The sequence below is a fragment of the Serratia sp. BFP-2025 genome (assembly GCF_050880365.1).
Lineage (GTDB): Bacteria > Pseudomonadota > Gammaproteobacteria > Enterobacterales > Enterobacteriaceae > Serratia > Serratia surfactantfaciens.
Genome location: NZ_JBPAFV010000001.1, coordinates 2395309 through 2416055, shown reverse-complemented (window position 1 = coordinate 2416055; position 20747 = coordinate 2395309). Strand labels below are relative to the sequence as shown.

The following is a 20747-nucleotide window of genomic DNA, read 5'->3' as shown; positions in this document are numbered from 1 at the left end:
CCAAAATCGGAAGACCGGCGGGCGCTTGCGGCGCTCCCAGCAAATAAGATGCCATTCTTCCGTGATTTCGTGCGCTATGCAATCGGAAAGCCCCGAAGCACAGCGGCAAACTGTGCGGTTGATCGACAAATGAGCGCCGTTCAGCGGCGTTGGCGGTCCAGGCCCTCGGCAAGCTCGGCGATGCGTTTCGCCATGCCGCGAAAAATAAACAGATGCGCGGGCATCATGGCGAACCAATACAGCAGCCCGCTGAAGCCGGCCGGGTGCCACCAGGCACGCACGTCCAGCGTGCGGCGATCGCCGTGATCGGTGATGGTGAAGCTTAGCCGCCCCAGGCCGGGCGCCTTCATGCCAAACAGCAGCGCCAGCTGCCGCAGCGGCTTCAGGGTAATCACTTTCCAGCCGTCGATTTCGTCGCCCAGCGCCAGGGCCGCGCGCGCCGGGCGGCCATAGACCACGCCGTTGCCGATCATGTCGTCCATGCGCGCGCGGATCCGCCACAGGATATTGGCGTAGAAATAGCCTTCTTCTCCTCCCAGCTGCTGCACCGTTTGCCACAGGGCCTGGCTGGAGGCGGCGGTATCCAGCGAGCAACCGGCCTGTTTGGGGTAGTAGCCGTAGCCGGGGCGCCAGCGCGCCTGCGCCGCCGGATCGTAGCCCCAGTCGGCGGAGTCGACCACTTCCAGCTCGCGCTGCAGCGTGGTGGTGACCGCCTGATCAAAGGTGTGCAGCCGTTGTGGGATCAGGGCCTGCAATGGCCGGCCATCGGCGGGCAGATCGTGCTTCAGTCCCTGGATCAGCGCGCGGGCGATCGGCGTCGGCACCGAGGTGATCAGGCTGATGAACCACACCGAAATCAGCCGCGTCGGCAAGGGGATCGGGATCAGCCAGCGCCGTTTGCCGCTGATGGCGATAAAGCGTTTGAACATGTCCTGATAGCTGAGGTATTCCGGCCCGGCGACGTCGAAGATGCGGTGTTCCTGCGCCGGATGCGCCAGCAGATCGGCCAGATAAACCAGCAGGTTCTCCAGCGCCACCGGCGACGATTTCGAACGCACCCAGCGCGGCGGCGTCAGCACCGGCAGGTTATAGACCATATCGCGCATCACTTCGAACGCCGCCGAGCCGGGGCCAACGATGATGCCGGCGCGCAGCTCGGTGACCGGTACGCCGCTTTGGCGCAGGATCTCTCCGGTCAGGCGGCGTGCCGCCAGGTGCGGCGAACTGTCGTCGTTCGGCTGCAGCGCGCCAAGGAAGATCACCTGCTTGACGCAGGCATTGCGCAGTGCGTCGCGCAGATTTTCCGCCGCCTGACGTTCCTTTTCGATAAAGTCGTCGCCGTCGCCCATCGCGTGCACCAGATAGTACAGCGTATCTATCTCCCACAGCGCCGCGCTCAGGGTTTCCGGGCGGTACAGATCGGCATACAGGCAGTTGACCTGTGGCCAGTTCTGCTCCTGCAGCCACTCGATGCGCCGCGCGGCGGCGGTAATCTGGTGCCCTTGTTCGATCAGGTGCGGGATCAGGTTCTGGCCTATATAGCCACTGGCTCCAAGAACCAGTACGCGTTGGGGTGTCATCGTGCCGCCTTGTGCGGTGAAAGAGTCGCAGAACGACAGGATGCCAAATTCAGGGTTTAAATGCACTTTCTGTATGGGTATAAGCCGGTTGCATCCGCCGTAGCGCAGGTTCACACTACGCGCCCCTTATCGAATGAAAAACCGGATGCCATGAAACTCAATGTGATTTGTTACGCCCTGCTGGGCCTGGCGCTGATCGCCAGCCTGTTCTCGCCGCATCCGGTGTGGATGTGGCTGCTGTCGGCCAATCTGCTGACGTTTCTGATCTATGGCGGCGATAAGCTGGCGGCGCGCAAGGGGTGGCGGCGGGTGCCGGAGGCGACGCTGTTGCTGTTCGGCGCGCTGGGCGGGTGGTTGGGCGCACTGGCGGCGCAGCAGCTGTTTCGCCACAAGACCCAGAAACAGCCGTTTAAAACCTGGTTTATTCTCAGCGTGGCGCTCAACCTGGCGGCGGTGCTGGGGCTGTGGTACTGGGTTTACGGCCGCTGGATTTTCTGATGCGGGGCGCGCCGTGCGCCCCGAAGGATCAGGCGTGCTGCTGCAGGAACTCCCGCCACAGCTCGACCACCCGCTGCAGGTCCTGGCGGCTGACGTCGAGGTGGGTCAGAATGCGCGTCAGCGGGCCGCTGCTGATCAGCACGCCGCGTTCGCGCATCCACGGGCCGAATTTGGCCGCCAGCTCAGGAGATTGGCGCAGATACAGCACGTTGGTCTGCGCGCCGGGTTCGGCGATCTCCACGCCGATCTGCCGCAGCTGTTGCTCCAGCCAGGCCGCGTTGTCATGGTCTTCGCGCAGCCGCGCGACGTTATGCTCCAAGGCGTAAAGACCGGCCGCCGCCAGAATGCCGGCCTGACGCAGCCCGCCGCCGGTCATTTTGCGCCAGCGCAGCGCGCGTTGAATGAAGGTTTCGCTGCCGCACAGCAGCGATCCGACCGGCGCGCCTAATCCCTTCGACAGGCAAATGGTGAAGGTGTCGCAGTATTGTACGATCTCTTTCAGCGGCAGGTTCAGCGCTACGGCGGCGTTGAAGATGCGCGCGCCGTCGATATGCAGCGCCAGCTGGCGCTCGCGGGTAAACTGCCACGCCTGCTGCAGGTAGGCCTGCGGCAAGACTCTGCCGCTGATGGTGTTTTCCAGGCTCAGCAGCCGGGTGCGGGCGAAGTGGATGTCGTCGGGTTTAATGGCGGCGGCGAGCTTGTCCAGCGGCAGCGTGCCGTCCGCGTCGGCCTCGATCGGCTGCGGCTGGATGCTGCCCAGCACCGCCGCGCCGCCGGCTTCGTATTTATAGTTGTGCGCCTGCTGGCCGACCAGATACTCGTCGCCGCGCTGGCAGTGGCTCAGCAGCGCCACCAGATTGGCCTGGGTGCCGCTGGGCAGAAACAGCGCCGCTTCTTTGCCTGACAGGCGCACCGCCTCGGCCTCCAGTGCGTTGACCGTCGGGTCATCGCCGTAGACGTCGTCGCCGACCTCTGCCTGAGCCATCGCCTGGCGCATGGCGGCGCTGGGGCGGGTAACGGTGTCGCTGCGTAGATCGATAAGCATAGGGTTCCTGGAATGTAAGGGAGAGGAAAAGGGCACATGGCATCATATACCCTTTATTTTATCGGGGCAGCTTGCTTAACGCAGCCAGTTGGTTTTCGCCAGCTCGACCACTTCATCGCCGCGGCCGTTGATGATGGCGCGCAGCATGTACAGGCTGAAGCCTTTCGCCTGTTCGAACTTGATCTGCGGCGGCATCGCCAACTCTTGCTTGGCGGTGACCACGTCCAGCAGCGCCGGGCCGGGATGCGCCAACATCTCCTGCAGCGCGCCATCCAGTTCCGAGGCTTTTTCCACGCGGATGCCCTTGATGCCGGCGGCGTTGGCGATTGCCGCAAAGTCCGGGTTATGCAGATCGGTGCCATCGGTCAGGTAGCCGCCGGCCTTCATCTCCATCGCCACGAACCCCAGCACGCTGTTGTTGAACACCACGATCTTCACCGGCAGCTTGAGCTGCGCCAGCGACAGGAAGTCCCCCATCAGCATGGTGAAACCGCCGTCGCCGCACATGGCGATCACCTGTTTATCCGGCGCGGTGGCCTGGGCGCCGATCGCCTGCGGCATGGCGTTGGCCATCGAACCGTGGTTGAACGAACCGAGCAGGCGACGCTTGCCGTTCATTTTCACGTAGCGCGCGGCCCATACCGTCGGCGTGCCGACGTCGCAGGTGAAGATGGCGTCCTCGCTGGCGTAGTGGCTGAGCTGCTGCGCCAGATACTGCGGGTGGATCGGTTGGTCGTCGTTGGCGGTCGCCAGCCCGTCGAGATCCTGGCGCGCGTTGCGGTAGTGCTCCAGCGCCTTGTCGAGGAACGCCCGGTCGCGCTTCTGCTCCAGCTGCGGCAGCAGGGCGGTGAGCGTGGTGTGGATGTCGCCCACCAGCGCCATATTGACCGGGCAGTGCGCGCCGATGCTGCCGGGGTTGATGTCGATCTGAATGATGTTGGCGTTGGTGGGGTAGAACGCGCGATAGGGGAACTGGGTGCCGAGCAGCACCAGCGTGTCGGCGTTCATCATGGCGTGGTAGCCGGAGGAAAAGCCGATCAGCCCGGTCATGCCGACGCTGTAGGGGTTATCCCATTCGATATGTTCTTTGCCGCGCAGCGCATGCACTACCGGCGCCTGCAGCAGTTCGGCCAGCTTAACCACTTCATCGTGCGCGCCGGCACAGCCGCTGCCGCACATCAGGGTGATGTTCTTCGCCTTATTCAGCGTTTCCGCCAGCTTGTTCAGCTCGCTCATCGGCGGCTGCACCAGCGGCAGCGCCGGGGTATGCCAGGTCAGGGTCGCGTCTTCCGGCGCCATGCGCAGCGCCACGTCGCCCGGCAAGACCACCACCGAGACGCCGCGGTTGAGGATCGCCTTGCGCATGGCGATCTCCAGCACGCGCGGCAGCTGTTCCGGGTTGGAAACCAGTTCGCAATAGTGGCTGCATTCGCGGAACAGCTCCTGCGGATGCGTTTCCTGGAAGTAGCCGCTGCCGATTTCGCTGGAAGGGATATGCGCGGCGATCGCCAGCACCGGCACATGGTTGCGGTGGCAGTCGAACAGGCCGTTGATCAGGTGCAGGTTGCCGGGGCCGCAGGAACCGGCGCACACCGCCAACTGGCCGGTGAGCTGGGCTTCGGCGCCGGCGGCGAAGGCGGCCACCTCTTCATGGCGGGTGCCCAGCCATTCGATGGTGCCCATGCGGTGCAGGCTGTCGCTAAGGCCGTTGAGCGAATCGCCGGTCACGCCCCAAATGCGTTTTACGCCGGCTTGGTCCAGCGTTTTGGCGATCAGTGTGGCTACGGTTTGCTTCATGGTTCCCCCAAACATGGTTTGAAAAACAATGTGTACTCGATCCGGTGAGTGTCAGCAGAACAACTGCAAGCATAGCTTACCGGCGTTGGACGAGATGCGGTCAGGAAGGGTAAAGAGCGTAGGACGGAGGAAAGTGTAACCGGGCGGGGATGGGGGAACTTGCCGATAAATGCCCCATCGCGGCGATGGGGCCAGGGGATCACGCCAGCGTGACGTCGCCCTGCAGCTGGCAACTGCAGGCCAGCACGTAGCCCTGCGCTACCTCTTCCGCGCTCAGCGTCATGGTGCTGGTGGTGGTGTAGTCGCCCTCGAGGATACGGGTTTTGCACGAGCCGCACACCCCGGCGCGGCAGGCGGCGTTGACCGGCAGGGCGTTGGCCTCCATCGCCGCCAGCAGCGTGCTGCCGACCGGCACGCGGAACTCGCGCAGCGGGCGGGCGGCGCGCAGCGTCAGTCCTTCAGCCGCGTCGCTCTGCGCCGCCGGCGTGTGGAACTGCTCTTTATGGAAGCGCTCGGCCGGCACGCCGAGCTGACGGCACAGCTGCTCCACCTGGTCCATATAGGGCGCGGGGCCGCAGGTCATCACCGTGCGTTCGGCGATATCCGGCGCCGCCTGCCGCAGCGCCTGTTCATTGATGCGGCCGCTGAGGTAGCCGGGTTGCAGATCCTGCTCGGCCATCAGCGTCAGGCGCAGCTGCGGATGGGCGGCGCACAGCGCGCGCCATTGATCGGCGAAGATCGTGTCGGCGGGAGTGCGCACGTTAAAGATCACGGCGATATCGCAGGCCGGGCGGTTAGCGGTCAGCCAGCGGCACATCGAGACGATCGGCGTCACGCCGCAGCCGGCGGCCAGCATCAGGTAACGATCGGCCGGGTGGCGTTCGCAGCTGAATTCGCCCTGCGCGTCGGACAGCCACAGGGTGTTGCCGGGCTTGACCTCTTGCGTCAGCCAGCGCGATCCGACGCCGTCCGGCAGGCAGCGCACGCTGATACTGAGAAAGCGGCTCTGGCCGGGCGAGGAGGAGAGCGTATAAGCGCGCAGCGTCTCCTCGCTGTTACGGATGCTGACCAGCGCAAACTGGCCGGCCTGGTAAGGGTAGAAAACGTCGCAGATCAGGTTCAGCGTCCAGACGTCGGCGGTTTCACACTGGATGGAATGCACCTGCATGCGGTTCGGGCAAAGCGGAGTGGGTTGAGTCATCGGGCACCTCAAAAAGCAAAGGGGCCGGCGCAAGCGGCCCCATAACGTAACGGCATCAGGCGAGCAGCGCGGCGATATCCTGCTCGACGGTGGTGATCGGACGCAGGCCGAATTTCTCGTTGAGGATCGCCATCAGGTTATCGGTCAGGAAGCCCGGCGCGGTCGGGCCGGTGACGATGTTTTTCACCCCCAGCGACAGCAGCGTCAGCAGAATGACGATCGCCTTCTGTTCAAACCACGACAGCACCAGGCTGAGCGGCAGCTCGTTGACGCTGCAGCCGAGGGTGTCGGCCAGCTTGACCGCTAGCATGATGGCGGAGTAAGCGTCGTTGCACTGGCCGACGTCCAGCAGGCGCGGCAACCCCTCCAGCGTGCCGAAGTCCAGCTTGTTGAAGCGGTACTTGCCGCAAGCCAGCGTCATGATCAGGCAGTCTTGCGGCACGCTGCGGGCGAAGTCGGTGAAGTAGCTGCGTTCGTCGCGGCTGCCGTCGCAGCCGCCGACCAGGAAGACGTGGCGCAGTTTCTTTTGCGACACCAGGTCAATTACCGTGTCGGCGGCGTTAAGCAGTGTCTGGCGACCGAAGCCGACGGTGATCAGATGCTCAATCTCGGTATAAGGGAAGCCGTTCATGCCTTGCGCCTGGCGGATCACGGCGCCGAAGTCATCGCCTTCCAGATGGTTGACGCCCGGCCAGCCGACGATGCTGCGGGTCCAGATGCGGTCGCCGTAATTGCCGACGTTAGGATCGATGATGCAGTTGGAGGTCATCACGATCGGGCCGGGGAATTTGGCGAACTCGGTCTGCTGGTTCTGCCAGCCGCTGCCGTAGTTGCCCACCAGGTGCTTGAATTTTTTCAGTTCCGGATAGCCGTGCGCCGGCAGCATTTCACCGTGGGTGTAGACGTTGACGTTTTGCCCTTCAGTTTGCTCGAGCAGCATGCGCAGATCTTTCAGATCGTGGCCGGAAATCAGAATGGCTTTCCCGGCTACCGGGCGCACGTTGACCGCGCTAGGCTGCGGATCGCCGTAGGCCTGGGTTTCACCGCGATCGAGGATCGCCATCACGTTGAAGTTCATCTTGCCGATGCCCATGGCGTTGTTCAGCAGGGTGTCGACGTCGCGCGGCCGGGTGCCGAGCCAGGCCATAAAGGCGTGGTAGTCGGCATAGAGTTGCTCGTCGAACTGGCCGAGCACGTGCGCGTGTTCCATATAGGCCGCTGCGCCTTTCAGGCCATACAGGCAAAGCATGCGCAAGCCGTGTACGTCGTCGCCCACCTCGGCTTTGTCGTCGTTGAGGGCAAACTGCGCCGCCTGTTGCAGCAGCGCAGGCATATCGTCACCGGCCAGCTGCAGCGCCGCCATCGGATGCTCGACGCGCACGCCGGCGTCCAGCAGCCGGCAACGGGCGGCCAGCGAGTCGCGCAGCAGCAGGGTTTCCCGCGCGTAGCCGATGATGCGCTGGGAGTCGAAGTTGACGTTGGTCAGGGTGGAGAAGAAGGCGCGCGGGGCGAAGCTGTCGATCTCGTGGTCGACGATGCCCAGAGAACGCGCCTGCAGCGCCCAGGCGGAGAGACCCTGCAGCGCCGCCACCAGCAGATCCTGCAGATCGGAGGTTTCCGCCGTTTTGCCGCACATGCCCTGAGCATACGAGCAGCCGTTGCCTGCCGGGGTACGAATGGTTTGTTCACATTGCACACAGAACATAGTCGCTTCCTTTTATTTTTAAAGTTGCATTTATAATGCTTGTTTAAAAGCATAGATCGGCGATTGGGGTTGCAAAAGGCTTTTGTGCGACTAGTGCGGGTAAGATTGATTTAGCGCAATTTTGCCGTGCGGATGGGAATTATTACCTATTGGGGGCCGGTCGGCCCCCCGGGGAAAGGATCAGGAGAACAGAGCGATCAGCACCGGTGCCAGCAGGCTCAGCAGGAAGCCGTGCACGATGGCGGGCGGCACCATGTCCAGCCCGCCGCTGCGCTGCAGCACCGGCAGGGTGAAGTCCATCGAGGTGGCGCCGCACAGGCCGAGGGCGGTGGAGCGGCTGCGGCGCACCAGCGTCGGGATCAGCATGATCGCCACCAGCTCGCGCGCCAGATCGTTGAAGAACGCGGCGCTGCCCATCACCGGGCCGTAGGCGTCGGTGATCAGAATGCCGGACAGCGAGTACCAGCCGAAGCCGGAGGCCATCGCCAGCCCGGCCTTCACCGGTAACCCCAGCAGCTGAGCCGCCAGTGCGCCGCCGGCCAGCGACGCAACGGCCACCACCAGCGCCACCAGCGTGCCACGGCGGTTAAGTACGATCTGGCGCAGCGTCATGCCGCTGTTGCGCAGCTGGATGCCAACCAATAGAAGCAGGAAGATCAGCGCATATTCGCTGCCTTTATGGGCGAACTGCAGCCATGACCACTGCGTCAGGCCGAGCAGGAAGCCGCCGAGCACCACGCCGCACAGCTTGAGCGACTCCAGCGCCATGTGCACGCGCGAAGGCAGTTTTTCCTGTTTATGGCTACTGCGCCACGGCATGCGCCGCTCCAGCAGCGCCAGCAGCAGCAGGTTGGCGCAGAGAATGCAGAAGAAGAACACCGCGCTGTACTGGAAGATTAACACCAGGTTGCTGCTGAGGTTTTCCATAAACGCCAGGCTGATGCCCATGAAAAACAGGATCACGTACACCATCCAGCTCAGCAGCCGGTTGATCAGCACCAGCAGCGGACGATGGCGCAAGGGTATGAGGTAACCGACAATCAGCGGTAACAGAATAATCAGCAGTCCTGAGTACATGGTGCAGCTTGTGTCCTTGAGTATTGAAGCGCGCCGAATGGCGGCGAGGAGCACACGCTAACCAAAAGCCCGGCCGGAGTAAAGCGGCAGATTTGACGTTGGCCGCTTGACCTGCAAGGGGTTTTTTGACCATGCTCTGTGAAAGTCACCTCATTGAAGAGCTGGCGACACGCACGGGAGGCGGCGGATGTTCTTGGAGCGTATCGAAATTGTAGGTTTTCGTGGCATTAATCGGCTGTCGCTGATGCTGGACGACAACACGCTGTTGCTTGGCGAAAACGCCTGGGGTAAATCCAGCCTGCTGGATGCGCTGACGCTGTTGCTGGCGCCGGAGCAGAAACTGTATCGTTTTGAAGCGCACGACTTCCATTTCCCGCCGGGTGAAGAGGCGGCCAAAGAGCGCCATCTGCAGGTGGTGTTCACCTTTTGCGAGAAAGACATCGGCCATGCGCACCTGCCGCGCTATCGCCATCTGACGCCGCTGTGGGTCAAGGGCGAAGATGGCCTGAGCCGTATTCATTACCGCTGCGAGGGCGAGCTGGCCGACGACGGCACGGTGTGTACCTGGCGCGGTTTTCTCGATGCCGACGGCAACGCCTTTCAACTGCACCATATTGAACAGCTGGCCCACGCCATCATCCGCATCCACCCAGTATTGCGCCTGCGTGACGCGCGTTTTATTCGCCGCTTGCGCCCCAGCAGCCTCGGCGATGAACGCAAACCTGATACGCAGGCGCTGGCGCAGCAGCTGGATCAGCTGACGCGCGAGCTGGTGCGCAATCCGCAGAAGCTGACCAACAGCGAGCTGCGCCAGGGGCTGGCGGCCATGCAGCAGCTGCTGGAGCACTATTTCGCCGAGCAGAGTTCGCAGGTGGCGCGGCCGCGTCGTCGCGGCGGCGAACCGGAGCAGGACGCCTGGCGCGCGCTGGACGGCATCAACCGTATGGTGGCCGAACCGAACAGCCGCAGCATGCGTCTGATCCTGCTGGGGATGTTTTCTACCCTGCTGCAGGCCAAGGGCGACGTCAAGCTGGATCCTCATGCCCGGCCGCTGCTGCTGGTGGAGGACCCGGAAACTCGCCTGCATCCGATTATGCTGTCGGTGGCCTGGGGGCTACTCAATCAGCTGCCGTTGCAGCGCATCACCACCACCAACTCCAGCGAACTGGTGTCGCTGGTGCCGGTGGAACACGTATGCCGGCTGGTGCGCGAGTCGGGGCGGGTCGCGACCTATCGTCTCGGGCCGCGCGGGCTCAGCGCCGAAGACGGGCGGCGCATCGCGTTTCACATCCGTTTCAATCGGCCGTCGTCGCTGTTCGCCCGCTGCTGGCTGCTGGTGGAGGGCGAGACCGAAGTGTGGCTGCTGAACGAGCTGGCGCGCCAGTGCGGCTACCATTTCGAGGCGGAAGGGGTGAGGGTCATCGAATTCGCCCAGTGCGGCCTGAAGCCGCTGCTGCGCTTCGCCCGCCGCATGGGCATCGAATGGCATGCGCTGGTGGACGGCGACGAGGCGGGTAAAAAGTACGCCAACACCGTGCGCAGCCTACTGGACAATCATGAAGACAACGAGCGCGATCGGCTGACCGCGCTGCCGGCGCCGGACATGGAGCACTTTATGTTCCGCGAAGGGTTCGGCCCGGTCTATCACCGGATGGCGTCGGTGCCGCTCAACGCGCAGATGCCGGTGCGCAAGGTGATCCTGAAAGCGGTCCACCACTCCTCGAAGCCGGATCTGGCGATCGAGGTTGCGATGCAGGCCGGCGAATGGGGCACCGATTCGGTGCCGCCGCTGCTGAAAAAAATGTTCTCACGGGTGATCTGGCTGGCGCGCGGCCGGGCGGACTGACGGCCCGCCGGGCGTTATCGGGCGCAGAAATGCGCCGCCAATCCCTGTTCCAGCTCGTCCAGCAACTGATAGCGGCGGCGATATTCGGCGCGTTTTTTGCTGGCAATCTCTTCGACCGGCTTGCGGGCAATGCGCTCGGGCAGCAGGAAATAGCCGCTATCGAGCGGTTTGGCACCCATCGATAGCCAAAACTGATCGTAATCGGCGTGCAGTTTGTCTTTCTTTTTACTTTGGTAACGCCAGTTTTGATAGATATGGGTGGCGTTGCCGACCGCCACGATCTGGCGGATGCCGAGGTGCCGCGCCAGCGTGCAGATGCCTTCCAGCACCAGCCGTTTGGGGAACAGGCCATGACACTCTTTGGTGGTGTGCTGGATCTCGGCGTGAGGCACGTCATGGTTCGCGCCCTGCAGGCCGCCGATGAACAGCGTCGGCTGCTGCTGATAATGCATCAGCGCGAAGGTGATCTCCGCCAGCATCACGCCGTTGGCGTTGCGCAGCAGCAGCGTGGCTTCCCCTTCCTTATTCAGCTTGTCGATCGCCGCCAGCTCCAGCGTGATCGGCACTTCGTTCTTGCCCATCGCGCTGGCCAGCACGAAAGGCTGTGGGCTGAGGTGGCCGAGACGCATCTTCAGCGGCATGCGCTGTACGATGAGATCGTAGTGATCGCGCAGGGCGAACAGACATTCGATCTTGTTCATGTTGGCCGCCAGGTACGGGCGATGCAGTTTGCACGGCAGGTTCGGCTGCGCGCTCAGGATCTCTTCCAGCAGCGGGTTGCTGGCCAGAGTGCTGAGCAGGCCGCTGGTGGTGCGCCAGTTGAGCAGCGAACGGCCGAGAAACTTCAGGCGAAACGAGGTTTTTTTCCAGGCATTGCTCGGCGCCTTCTCGCCATTGATCAGCGCCGTCATCAGTTGCCAGCCGTTAAGCGGCTGGGCGGAGGCGAGTGGGTAGCTGAGCTGTGACATGATGAAATCCTTGGCTGTGTTGAATGGCACTATTTCATCAAGGCTTCACTAAACGGGAGTTCAATGCCGAACTGTAACCAAGCGTGTCTCCACATTGTGTTGAGCTAAGGTTTAGGTATATGCAGCAGTGACCCGTAGCATTCCTGATGGAAGATGGCTGTGTGGTTGAGAGATAAGTTGTAAACGTCCCCAAGCCGTGAGAGTTCTAAATGATACCTCAAGCATGGGGAAGTGAATTTAACTTTTTGTTTTTTGAGGGTAAATTACAGATGATGTGTATTTTAGTTTCTTTATAACGTGTATAATAGCAACCAGTAAGATAACTTGAATGATAAAGCTGAGAATGAAATTAGTCACACTGATTTTTTCTAATGCTTTAGTCACTATGGAGTTTGCAAAATAATTAAATCCCACTATAGGTAAAGTATTTTTACCAAACCAGATTAAGGCCTTGTTAGTTATAAACTCGGAAATAGATATGATAAATGCGGTTCCTGCTAAAGCGCCAAGAATATTTAATATAATTGTGTAGCCTTCCCCATATTGGTTTGCTGACATGTCAACAGACTGATTGCTCAGTGAGAAGCACGTGATGAAAACGATAAATAATGGGGCTGCTAATGTTTTTTTCGACTTAAGTATATTGTAAATGCTTCCTTTAATTAAAATGCCAATGCAAAAGAAAAACAATGAAGATATGGAAACAAATGCGTTAAACGGTATGAACACAAAACTATTTGATGTTATTATAATGAAAGTGAGTGATAGGGTGGAGAGATAAATAAATGACGCGTTTACCTTTGAAAAGAAAGCCGATATCAGTTCTGTTATAAATATGGAATACAAAAACCAAATTGGAGTGCAATTGAATGTATGATCGGCGGTAGGGTATCCTAAAAATGTTCCTTGAGCTTTAAATAAAAAGTCACTGAATTGTATCTTACCCAGTGCTAACATTGCCATGAACGGTAAGCCGCAAATAGTACCCATGAACCATGCAGGAATGATCAGTCTTCGGAACTTCGACTTTATATAACCTGGGAGGTTATCACGTGATTTTTGCGTGCTAAAAAGATATCCCGAAACAATGAAGAAAAGTGGCATATGAAATAAATAGATGGCTTTTTTAATTTCATCTGGCAAATTACTTACATGGCCTAAGACAACAAAAATTATCGCCAGACCTCTTATTGAATCGAGTGATTCATCTCGCATTTATTACCCCTCAGTTAACACTACGTTGTAAGTCCAATGATAAAGTAACTTTCTAAATTCGCGCTACAAATTTTAGTCCTTAAAACAGAAGTTTGTTGTAAGTATGTTGAGAACAGAGATAATAGTATCTCTGCTGACAATTATCTTTATTTTTTTGTTTAAATTTCAATTTGTTGGGGACATATGGGGCGTGTTGGAAACAAGGTATACAGAGTCTTGATTTGTGTGTTGCTGCTTGTTGCCGCGGCGGCCGTTTGGCACTTCCGCCATCCGGCGCCAATCGATTTCAAAACAGTGAAAGCCACTCAGCGCGATCTACAGCAGAACGTGTTGGCGACCGGTCAACTGGACGCGGTGCGCAAGGTTGATGTCGGCGCGCAGGTTAGCGGCCAGTTGGAAAAGCTGTATGTCGAGATCGGCGACAAGGTGAAGAAAGGCCAGTTGCTGGGGGTCATCGATCCGCAACAGGCGCAGAACAGCATTCGCGAAGGGGAAGCGACGCTGCGCGAACTGCATGCCCAACTGCTGCAGGCGCAGGCCGAGCAGCAGCTGGCGGCGGTCACGCTGCAACGCAACCAGGCGCTGGCCAAGCTGCAGGCGGTATCGCGCCAGGATCTGGATCAGGCGGCGACGCAACTGGCGGTGAAGAAAGCGCAGGTGGGCACCATCAATGCGCAGATCGCCCGCAACCAGGCCAGCCTGGATACCGCCAAGATCAACCTCGCCTACACCCGCATCGAAGCGCCGATGGATGGCGACGTGGTGCAGATCACCACGCTGCAGGGCCAGACGGTGATCGCGGCGCAGCAGGCGCCGAATATTCTGACGCTGGCGGATCTCGGCACCATGCTGGTGAAAGCGCAGGTATCGGAGGCCGACGTCATTAACCTCAAGCCGGGCCAGCAGGCCTGGTTCACGGTGCTGGGCGATCCGACCCGGCGCTTCGACGGCGTGCTGAAAGACATTCAGCCGACGCCGGAAAAGGTCAACAACGCCATCTTCTATTATGCGCGTTTCGAAGTGCCCAACCCTGAGAGGCTGTTGCGCTTGCAAATGACGGCGCAGGTGCATATTCAACTGGCCGGCGTCAAACAGGCATTGGTGATCCCGCTGGCTGCGCTGGGCGATCAGATCGCCGACAATCGCTACCACGTCTCGGTGCTGAAACAGGGCAAGGAAGAGAAGCGCGAAGTGGCCATCGGCCTGCGCAACAATATCGACGTGCAGATCCTCAGCGGGCTCGAGGCGGGTGATGAGGTGATCGTCAGCCGTGGCGGCGTGGAGGCCGGCTGATGGCGGCGCTGTTGCAGCTGAACGGCATTCGCCGTAGCTACCGTTCCGGCGAGCAGACGGTGGAGGTGCTGAAGGGGATCAGCCTGAGCATCGACGCCGGTGAAATGGTGGCGATCATGGGGGCCTCCGGCTCCGGAAAATCGACGCTGATGAACATTCTCGGCTGTCTGGACAAGCCGAGCGCCGGCGTGTATCGGGTAGCCGGGCAGGATGTGGCGACGCTGAGCGACGATGCGCTGGCGCAGCTGCGGCGCGAGCATTTCGGCTTTATCTTTCAGCGCTATCATCTGCTGCCGCATCTGAGCGCGGCGCACAACGTCGAAGTGCCGGCGGTGTACGCCGGGCTGGGCAAAGCGGCGCGGCGCGAAAGGGCGGTAGCGCTGTTGCGGCGTCTGGGGCTGGGGGAGCGCGTCAACTATCGGCCGAGCCAGCTTTCCGGCGGCCAGCAGCAGCGCGTCAGCATCGCCCGCGCGCTGATGAACGGCGGGCAGGTGATCCTGGCGGATGAGCCGACCGGCGCGCTCGACAGCCATTCCGGCGAAGAGGTGATGGCGATCCTCAAGCAGCTGTGCGCCCAGGGCCACACGGTGATCCTGGTGACTCACGATCCGGCGGTGGCGCGCCAGGCTGAACGGATCATCGAAATCCGCGACGGCGAGATCATTGCCGATTCGCGGCCGGCACCGCAGGAGAATGCGCAGGCCAAGCCGCTGGCGCTGGCCGCCGCGGCGCCTTCCTGGCGGCAGATGGGCGGCCGCTTCCGCGAAGCGCTGGTCATGGCCTGGCGCGCGATGGCGGCCAACAAGATGCGCACCGCGCTGACCATGCTCGGCATCATTATCGGTATCGCCTCGGTGGTCTCAATCCTGGTCATCGGCGACGCCGCCAAGCAGATGGTGCTGGCGGACATCAAATCGATCGGCACCAACACCGTCGACATATACCCCGGCAAGGATTTCGGCGACGACGATCCGACCTACCGGCAATCGTTGAAATACGGCGATCTCGATGCGCTGCGCGAGCAGCCTTACATCAGCGCGCTGTCGCCGAGCATCAGCAGCAGCATGCGGCTGCGGCTGGGCAACGTCGACGCGGCGGCCAACGTCAACGGCGTCAGCGAGCAGTTCTTCCGCGTGTACGGCATGAGTTTTACCCAGGGCGTCGGCATCGATCCGATGCAGGTGCAATCGCAGGCGCAGACGGTGGTGATCGACGCCAATACCCAACGGCGGCTGTTCCCGCACCAGAAGAACGTGGTGGGTGAGGTGATCCTGGTCGGCAACATGCCGGCGACGGTGGTCGGCGTGGCGAAGGAGAAGCAGTCGATGTTCGGCAGCAGCAAAACGCTGAACGTATGGGTGCCTTACAGCACCATGGCTAACCGGCTGATGGGCAACAGCTATTTCGATTCGATCACCGTGCGCATCCGCGACGGTTACGACAGCAGGGAAGCGGAGCAACAGCTGTCGCGTCTGTTGACGCTGCGCCACGGCAAGAAGGATTTCTTTACCTATAACATGGACAGCCTGGTGCAAACCGCAGAGAAAACCACCCGCACGCTGCAGCTGTTCCTGACGCTGGTGGCGGTGATTTCGCTGGTGGTCGGCGGCATCGGCGTGATGAACATCATGCTGGTGTCGGTGACCGAGCGCACGCGCGAGATCGGCATCCGCATGGCGGTGGGCGCCCGTTCCGGTGACGTGCTGCAGCAGTTCCTGATCGAGGCGGTCTTGGTCTGCCTGGTGGGGGGCGCGCTGGGGATTACGCTGTCGTTCGCCATCGGTCTGGCGGTGCAGTTGGTGCTGCCGGGTTGGCAGATCAGCTTCCCGCCGGCGGCGTTGCTGAGCGCCTTCCTCTGCTCCACCGGCATCGGTGTGGTGTTCGGCTATCTGCCGGCGCGCAACGCCGCGCGGCTGAATCCTATCGATGCGCTGGCGCGCGAGTAAGTCAAGGGCATAAAAAATGCCAGTCACACGGCGGCTGGCATTTTTATCGCAGTCACGGTCAGTGCAGCGCGACGCTGCGGGAAGCGTTTAGGACAGCGCCTCGCTTTCCACCGGCACAATAAGACTGGCATGGTTGCCTTTGGGCCCTTGATGCACGTCGAAGCTGACCTGCTGGCCCGCCTTCAACGTTCTGTAACCATCCATCTTGATTGTGGAATAATGCGCGAAAATATCTTCGCCACCGCCGGCTGGGCAGATGAAGCCAAAACCTTTGGCGTTGTTAAACCATTTAACAGTACCCGTCTCCATGCTTTTACATCCCTCGCAACGCTATTTTAAGTGAGATGAATAACTGATTTCGCACTCGCCATGGGCAAGTAGCAGCGTGGACAAGGGGTGGTTAAAAGACCACCAGCCACGAATTTACACTCTAGAGCAAATGATCGGGGCGTCAAGCGATCGGCTTTTGTCGATGGGGAGCAGTTCACCAAAGTTTGAAGCAGGTAACGCTATTGCCACGATTCAGTCACAATTGGCCCGTTTTTTTGCGCACGTTACAGTGCGGCGGGACGATGCCGAAGATGATAAAATAGTAACTATCCCCACTTTGAATAACCGAAACCTGTCCCCATATCAGAGGACAGAGCAGAGAAGATGAGCAGCGATGGGCAATAACAACGATTGGCTAAATTTTGAACACTTGGCCGAAGAAAAACAAATCGATGCGGTAAAACCGCCGTCTATGTATAAAGTTATACTTAACAACGACGATTACACACCGATGGAATTTGTGATTGACGTTCTGCAAAAGTTCTTTTCTTATGATATTGAACGCGCAACGCAACTGATGCTCACGGTCCACTATCAAGGCAAGGCGATCTGTGGTGTTTTTACCGCCGAGGTGGCGGAAACCAAAGTCGTCCATGTGAACCGGTACGCAAGGGAGAACGAGCATCCGTTGCTTTGTACGCTGGAAAAAGCCTGAATAAGGCAATCTATTGGGGAGGTGCTTATGCTCAATCAAGAACTGGAACTCAGTCTCAACATGGCTTTCGCCAGGGCGCGTGAGCACAGACACGAGTTTATGACCGTGGAGCACCTGTTGCTGGCGTTGCTGAGCAACCCTGCCGCGCGAGAAGCGCTTGAGGCATGTACGGTGGATCTGGCCGCGTTGCGCCAGGAGCTGGAAGCCTTCATCGAACAAACCACACCGACGCTGCCCGCCGGCGAAGAGGAGCGCGACACTCAGCCGACGCTCAGCTTCCAGCGCGTGCTGCAGCGCGCGGTCTTCCATGTGCAATCTTCCGGCCGCAGCGAAGTCTCCGGCGCCAACGTGTTGGTGGCCATCTTCAGCGAGCAGGAGTCGCAGGCGGCTTATCTGCTGCGCAAGCACGACGTCAGCCGTCTCGACGTGGTGAACTTCATTTCACATGGCACGCGTAAAGACGAGCCGGGCCAAGCGCCGAATGCGGAAAACCCGGTGAACGAAGAGCAGTCCGGAGGGGAAGACCGTATGGAAAACTTCACCACCAACCTCAATCAGTTGGCCCGTGTGGGCGGCATCGATCCGTTGATCGGCCGCGATCGTGAGCTGGAGCGCGCGATTCAGGTGCTGTGCCGCCGTCGTAAAAATAACCCGCTGCTGGTCGGCGAATCCGGCGTCGGCAAGACCGCCATCGCCGAAGGCCTGGCCTGGCGCATCGTGCAGGGCGACGTGCCGGAAGTGATGGCAGACTGCACGCTGTATTCGCTGGATATCGGTTCACTGCTGGCCGGCACCAAATATCGCGGCGACTTCGAGAAGCGCTTCAAGGCGCTACTCAAGCAGCTGGAGCAGGATCAGAACAGCATCCTGTTCATCGATGAAATTCACACCATCATCGGCGCCGGTGCGGCTTCCGGTGGGCAGGTGGATGCTGCCAATCTGATCAAACCGCTGCTGTCGAGCGGCAAGATCCGGGTGATCGGCTCGACGACCTACCAGGAGTTCAGCAACATCTTCGAAAAGGATCGCGCTCTGGCGCGCCGCTTCCAGAAGATCGACATCACCGAGCCGACGGCGGAAGAGACCGTTCAGATCATCAACGGCCTGAAGGCCAAGTATGAAGCGCACCATGACGTGCGTTATACCGCCAAGGCGATCCGCGCCGCGGTGGAGCTGTCGGTGAAATACATCAACGATCGTCATCTGCCGGACAAGGCGATCGACGTGATCGACGAAGCGGGCGCCCGTAGCCGGTTGATGCCGGCCAGCAAGCGCAAGAAAACCGTCAACGTGGCCGATATCGAATCCGTGGTGGCGCGCATCGCCCGCATCCCGGAAAAAACCGTGTCGGCCAGCGATCGCGACGTGCTGAGAAACCTGGGCGATCGCTTGAAGATGCTGGTATTCGGTCAGGATCAGGCGATCGAAGCGCTGACCGAAGCGATCAAGATGAGCCGCGCCGGTCTGGGCCACGAGCGCAAGCCGGTCGGTTCCTTCCTGTTCGCCGGGCCGACCGGGGTCGGGAAAACCGAGGTTACCGTGCAGCTGGCCAAGGCGATGGATATCGAGCTGCTGCGTTTCGACATGTCCGAGTATATGGAGCGGCATACCGTCAGCCGTCTGATCGGCGCGCCTCCGGGCTACGTCGGTTACGATCAGGGCGGGCTGCTGACCGATGCGGTGATCAAGCATCCGCATGCGGTGGTGCTGCTCGATGAGATCGAGAAGGCGCACCCGGACGTGTTCAACCTGCTGCTGCAGGTGATGGACAACGGTACGCTGACCGATAACAACGGCCGCAAGGCGGACTTCCGCAACGTGATCCTGGTGATGACCACCAACGCCGGGGTGCGGGAAACCGAACGCAAGTCGATCGGTCTGGTGCAGCAGGACAACAGCACCGACGCGATGGAAGAGATCAAGAAGGTGTTTACGCCAGAGTTCCGCAACCGTCTGGACAACATCATCTGGTTCAACCATCTGTCTACCGAGGTGATCCAGCAGGTGGTCGACAAGTTTATCGTCGAACTGCAGGCGCAGCTGGATGCGAAGGGCGTCTCGCTGGAAGTGAGCGACGAAGCGCGCGATTGGCTGTCGGTGAAGGGTTACGACCGTGCGATGGGCGCTCGTCCGATGGCGCGCGTCATGCAGGAAAACCTGAAGAAACCGTTGGCCAACGAGTTGTTGTTCGGTTCGCTGGTGGACGGCGGTTCCGTGAAGGTCGAGTTGGACAAGGACAAAAAACAGCTGACTTACCACTTCCTCAGCGCCGCCAAACGCAAGGCAGACGAGGGTGCGGTGCACTAAGGCCGCCTTCAGGCAAAGAAAAAGCGATGCTTCGGCATCGCTTTTTTTATGGGTGAGATTCACCGTACAACAGAAACGAGTGAGCCCTCTCAGTTTACCTGCGCACCTGCAACCCGTTGTTTAACGTCGCTGCGGGGGTAAACGGAAAGGGCTCCCGAGGGATTACATCCTCGATGCCGCCAGCGTGTGGCGCGCGGTGAGCCGATTAACGGCTACGGAAGACAATGCGGCCTTTGCTCAGGTCGTACGGGGTCAGCTCTACAGTGACTTTGTCGCCCGTCAGGATGCGGATATAGTTTTTACGCATTTTACCGGAGATGTGTGCGGTTACCACGTGCCCGTTTTCCAATTCAACGCGGAACATGGTGTTCGGCAGCGTATCAAGAACGGTGCCCTGCATTTCAATATTGTCTTCTTTGGCCATCGAATCCTCTAGGTTTAACTACCTTAGTTTTTAACCGGCAAGATAATGCCGAAAAACCCCCATTATGTAAAGATGTGTCGGTGAACATTGCACCGTTTCCACCAATTAGTTTGCTGGGGAGGGCGGTTCAACCGGCTGTGGGGATATGACTTGCGCTTCCCAGCACGCCGGCGCCAGGGGCCGCCGTTGAAGGGTGCTGAGCTGCTGCAAAAATTGACGGCGCGGAATTTCACGCGCGCCAAGGCGGGCAGTGTGAGCGTTCAGCACCTGGCAGTCAATCAATTCCCCGCCATAAGCGGCAAAATGGCGGCAAAAGGCCATTAATGCGCATTTGGAGGCGTTAGTGACGCGGCTGAACATCGATTCGCCGCAGAACAACGCGCCCTGCGCCACGCCGTACATGCCGCCAACCAATTGATCATCCTGCCATACCTCCACCGAGTGGGCGTAGCCGAGACGGTGCAGGTGCAGATAGGCGCGCTGCACCTCCGGGCCGATCCAGGTGCCTTCGTCCGGGCGATGGGCGCAGGCGGCGATCACTGCGGCGAAGTCGTGATTGAGCGTGATGCGAAACGGGTCGTGGCGCAGAAAGCGTTTCAGGCTGCGGTTGAGATGAAACTCGGCCGGGAACAGCACCGCGCGCGGATCGGGCGACCACCACAATATCGCTTCCCCCGGCGAGTACCAGGGGAAGATGCCGCGCTCGTAGGCCGCCAGCAGCCGCGGCGCCGTGAGGTCGCCGCCGATCGCCAGCAGGCCGTTAGGATCGCGTAGGGCGCCCTCAGGCGAGGGAAACGCCAGCGACTGCGGGGAGAGCTTAACGATGCGCATACAGGGCCTCTGTGTCCTCTACGGGCCGA

General features: G+C 60.2%; 17 protein-coding genes. 6 read left to right on the top strand and 11 right to left on the bottom strand.

Features of this window, described 5'->3' with window-relative positions:
• Positions 1 to 140 precede the first annotated feature (140 nt).
• Positions 141 to 1580, bottom strand: coding sequence for a DUF2867 domain-containing protein (locus tag ACRAWE_RS11540; RefSeq protein WP_211130023.1), 1440 nt, complete (start codon positions 1578 to 1580; stop codon positions 141 to 143).
• Between the two features lie 150 nt (positions 1581 to 1730).
• Between ACRAWE_RS11540 and ACRAWE_RS11535 the strand changes: the two genes are divergently transcribed.
• Positions 1731 to 2078, top strand: coding sequence for a DUF1294 domain-containing protein (locus tag ACRAWE_RS11535; RefSeq protein ID WP_019454570.1), 348 nt, complete (start codon positions 1731 to 1733; stop codon positions 2076 to 2078).
• 28 nt (positions 2079 to 2106) lie between these two features.
• Here the strand turns inward: ACRAWE_RS11535 and ltaE are convergent, their stop codons facing one another.
• The 5 genes from ltaE to ACRAWE_RS11510 all read right to left on the bottom strand — a co-directional run bounded on the left by ltaE (position 2107) and on the right by ACRAWE_RS11510 (position 8903).
• Positions 2107 to 3123 (bottom strand): low-specificity L-threonine aldolase, encoded by a 1017-nt coding sequence (gene ltaE, locus ACRAWE_RS11530; RefSeq protein WP_063919114.1) that lies wholly within the window; start codon positions 3121 to 3123, stop codon positions 2107 to 2109.
• A gap of 75 nt (positions 3124 to 3198) precedes the next feature.
• On the bottom strand, positions 3199 to 4920 hold the full coding sequence (poxB, locus tag ACRAWE_RS11525; protein WP_019454568.1) for a ubiquinone-dependent pyruvate dehydrogenase: 1722 nt from the start codon (positions 4918 to 4920) through the stop codon (positions 3199 to 3201).
• A 199-nt stretch (positions 4921 to 5119) separates the two neighbouring features.
• Entirely contained in the window at positions 5120 to 6121 is a 1002-nt protein-coding gene (gene hcr / locus ACRAWE_RS11520) for an NADH oxidoreductase (protein WP_432525360.1), read from the bottom strand.
• A gap of 55 nt (positions 6122 to 6176) precedes the next feature.
• Positions 6177 to 7826: a hydroxylamine reductase gene (gene hcp / locus ACRAWE_RS11515; protein ID WP_197667423.1), complete on the bottom strand. Its 1650-nt coding sequence runs from the start codon at positions 7824 to 7826 to the stop codon at positions 6177 to 6179.
• 180 nt (positions 7827 to 8006) lie between these two features.
• Positions 8007 to 8903 carry a lysine exporter LysO family protein gene (locus ACRAWE_RS11510; RefSeq protein ID WP_211130021.1) on the bottom strand — a complete coding sequence of 299 codons (897 nt, stop codon included), beginning with the start codon at positions 8901 to 8903 and terminating at the stop codon, positions 8007 to 8009.
• A gap of 187 nt (positions 8904 to 9090) precedes the next feature.
• On the opposite strand from ACRAWE_RS11510, the gene ACRAWE_RS11505 reads away from it, so the two are divergent.
• A complete protein-coding gene (locus tag ACRAWE_RS11505) occupies positions 9091 to 10749 on the top strand; it encodes an ATP-dependent endonuclease (protein ID WP_019454564.1) in 1659 nt (552 codons plus the stop codon).
• 14 nt (positions 10750 to 10763) lie between these two features.
• On the opposite strand, the gene ACRAWE_RS11500 is transcribed toward ACRAWE_RS11505, so the two are convergent.
• Entirely contained in the window at positions 10764 to 11717 is a 954-nt protein-coding gene (locus ACRAWE_RS11500; protein WP_432525359.1) for a VirK/YbjX family protein, read from the bottom strand.
• A gap of 237 nt (positions 11718 to 11954) precedes the next feature.
• Positions 11955 to 12932 carry an acyltransferase family protein gene (locus ACRAWE_RS11495; protein ID WP_432525358.1) on the bottom strand — a complete coding sequence of 326 codons (978 nt, stop codon included), beginning with the start codon at positions 12930 to 12932 and terminating at the stop codon, positions 11955 to 11957.
• A gap of 183 nt (positions 12933 to 13115) precedes the next feature.
• Between ACRAWE_RS11495 and macA the strand changes: the two genes are divergently transcribed.
• Together macA and macB are read left to right on the top strand one after the other, a co-directional pair.
• Positions 13116 to 14225, top strand: a complete 1110-nt coding sequence (macA, locus tag ACRAWE_RS11490) for a macrolide transporter subunit MacA (RefSeq protein ID WP_432525357.1) — start codon at positions 13116 to 13118, stop codon at positions 14223 to 14225.
• Entirely contained in the window at positions 14225 to 16171 is a 1947-nt protein-coding gene (gene macB, locus ACRAWE_RS11485) for a macrolide ABC transporter ATP-binding protein/permease MacB (protein WP_309531075.1), read from the top strand. Before macA ends, macB begins: the two co-directional genes overlap by 1 nt.
• An 87-nt stretch (positions 16172 to 16258) precedes the next feature.
• Here the strand turns inward: macB and cspD are convergent, their stop codons facing one another.
• Positions 16259 to 16480, bottom strand: coding sequence for a cold shock-like protein CspD (gene cspD / locus ACRAWE_RS11480; RefSeq protein ID WP_004928349.1), 222 nt, complete (start codon positions 16478 to 16480; stop codon positions 16259 to 16261).
• A gap of 355 nt (positions 16481 to 16835) precedes the next feature.
• Between cspD and clpS the strand changes: the two genes are divergently transcribed.
• Both clpS and clpA read left to right on the top strand, forming a co-directional pair.
• A complete protein-coding gene (gene clpS / locus ACRAWE_RS11475; RefSeq protein WP_004928347.1) occupies positions 16836 to 17156 on the top strand; it encodes an ATP-dependent Clp protease adapter ClpS in 321 nt (106 codons plus the stop codon).
• Positions 17157 to 17183: 27 nt separating this feature from the next.
• Positions 17184 to 19463, top strand: a complete 2280-nt coding sequence (gene clpA / locus ACRAWE_RS11470) for an ATP-dependent Clp protease ATP-binding subunit ClpA (RefSeq protein ID WP_004928343.1) — start codon at positions 17184 to 17186, stop codon at positions 19461 to 19463.
• Positions 19464 to 19668: 205 nt separating this feature from the next.
• Here clpA and infA read toward each other — a convergent pair whose 3' ends face one another.
• Together infA and aat are read right to left on the bottom strand one after the other, a co-directional pair.
• Positions 19669 to 19887 (bottom strand): translation initiation factor IF-1, encoded by a 219-nt coding sequence (gene infA, locus ACRAWE_RS11465; protein ID WP_002211347.1) that lies wholly within the window; start codon positions 19885 to 19887, stop codon positions 19669 to 19671.
• Between the two features lie 105 nt (positions 19888 to 19992).
• Entirely contained in the window at positions 19993 to 20718 is a 726-nt protein-coding gene (aat, locus tag ACRAWE_RS11460; RefSeq protein WP_019454560.1) for a leucyl/phenylalanyl-tRNA--protein transferase, read from the bottom strand.
• Positions 20719 to 20747 lie beyond the last annotated feature (29 nt).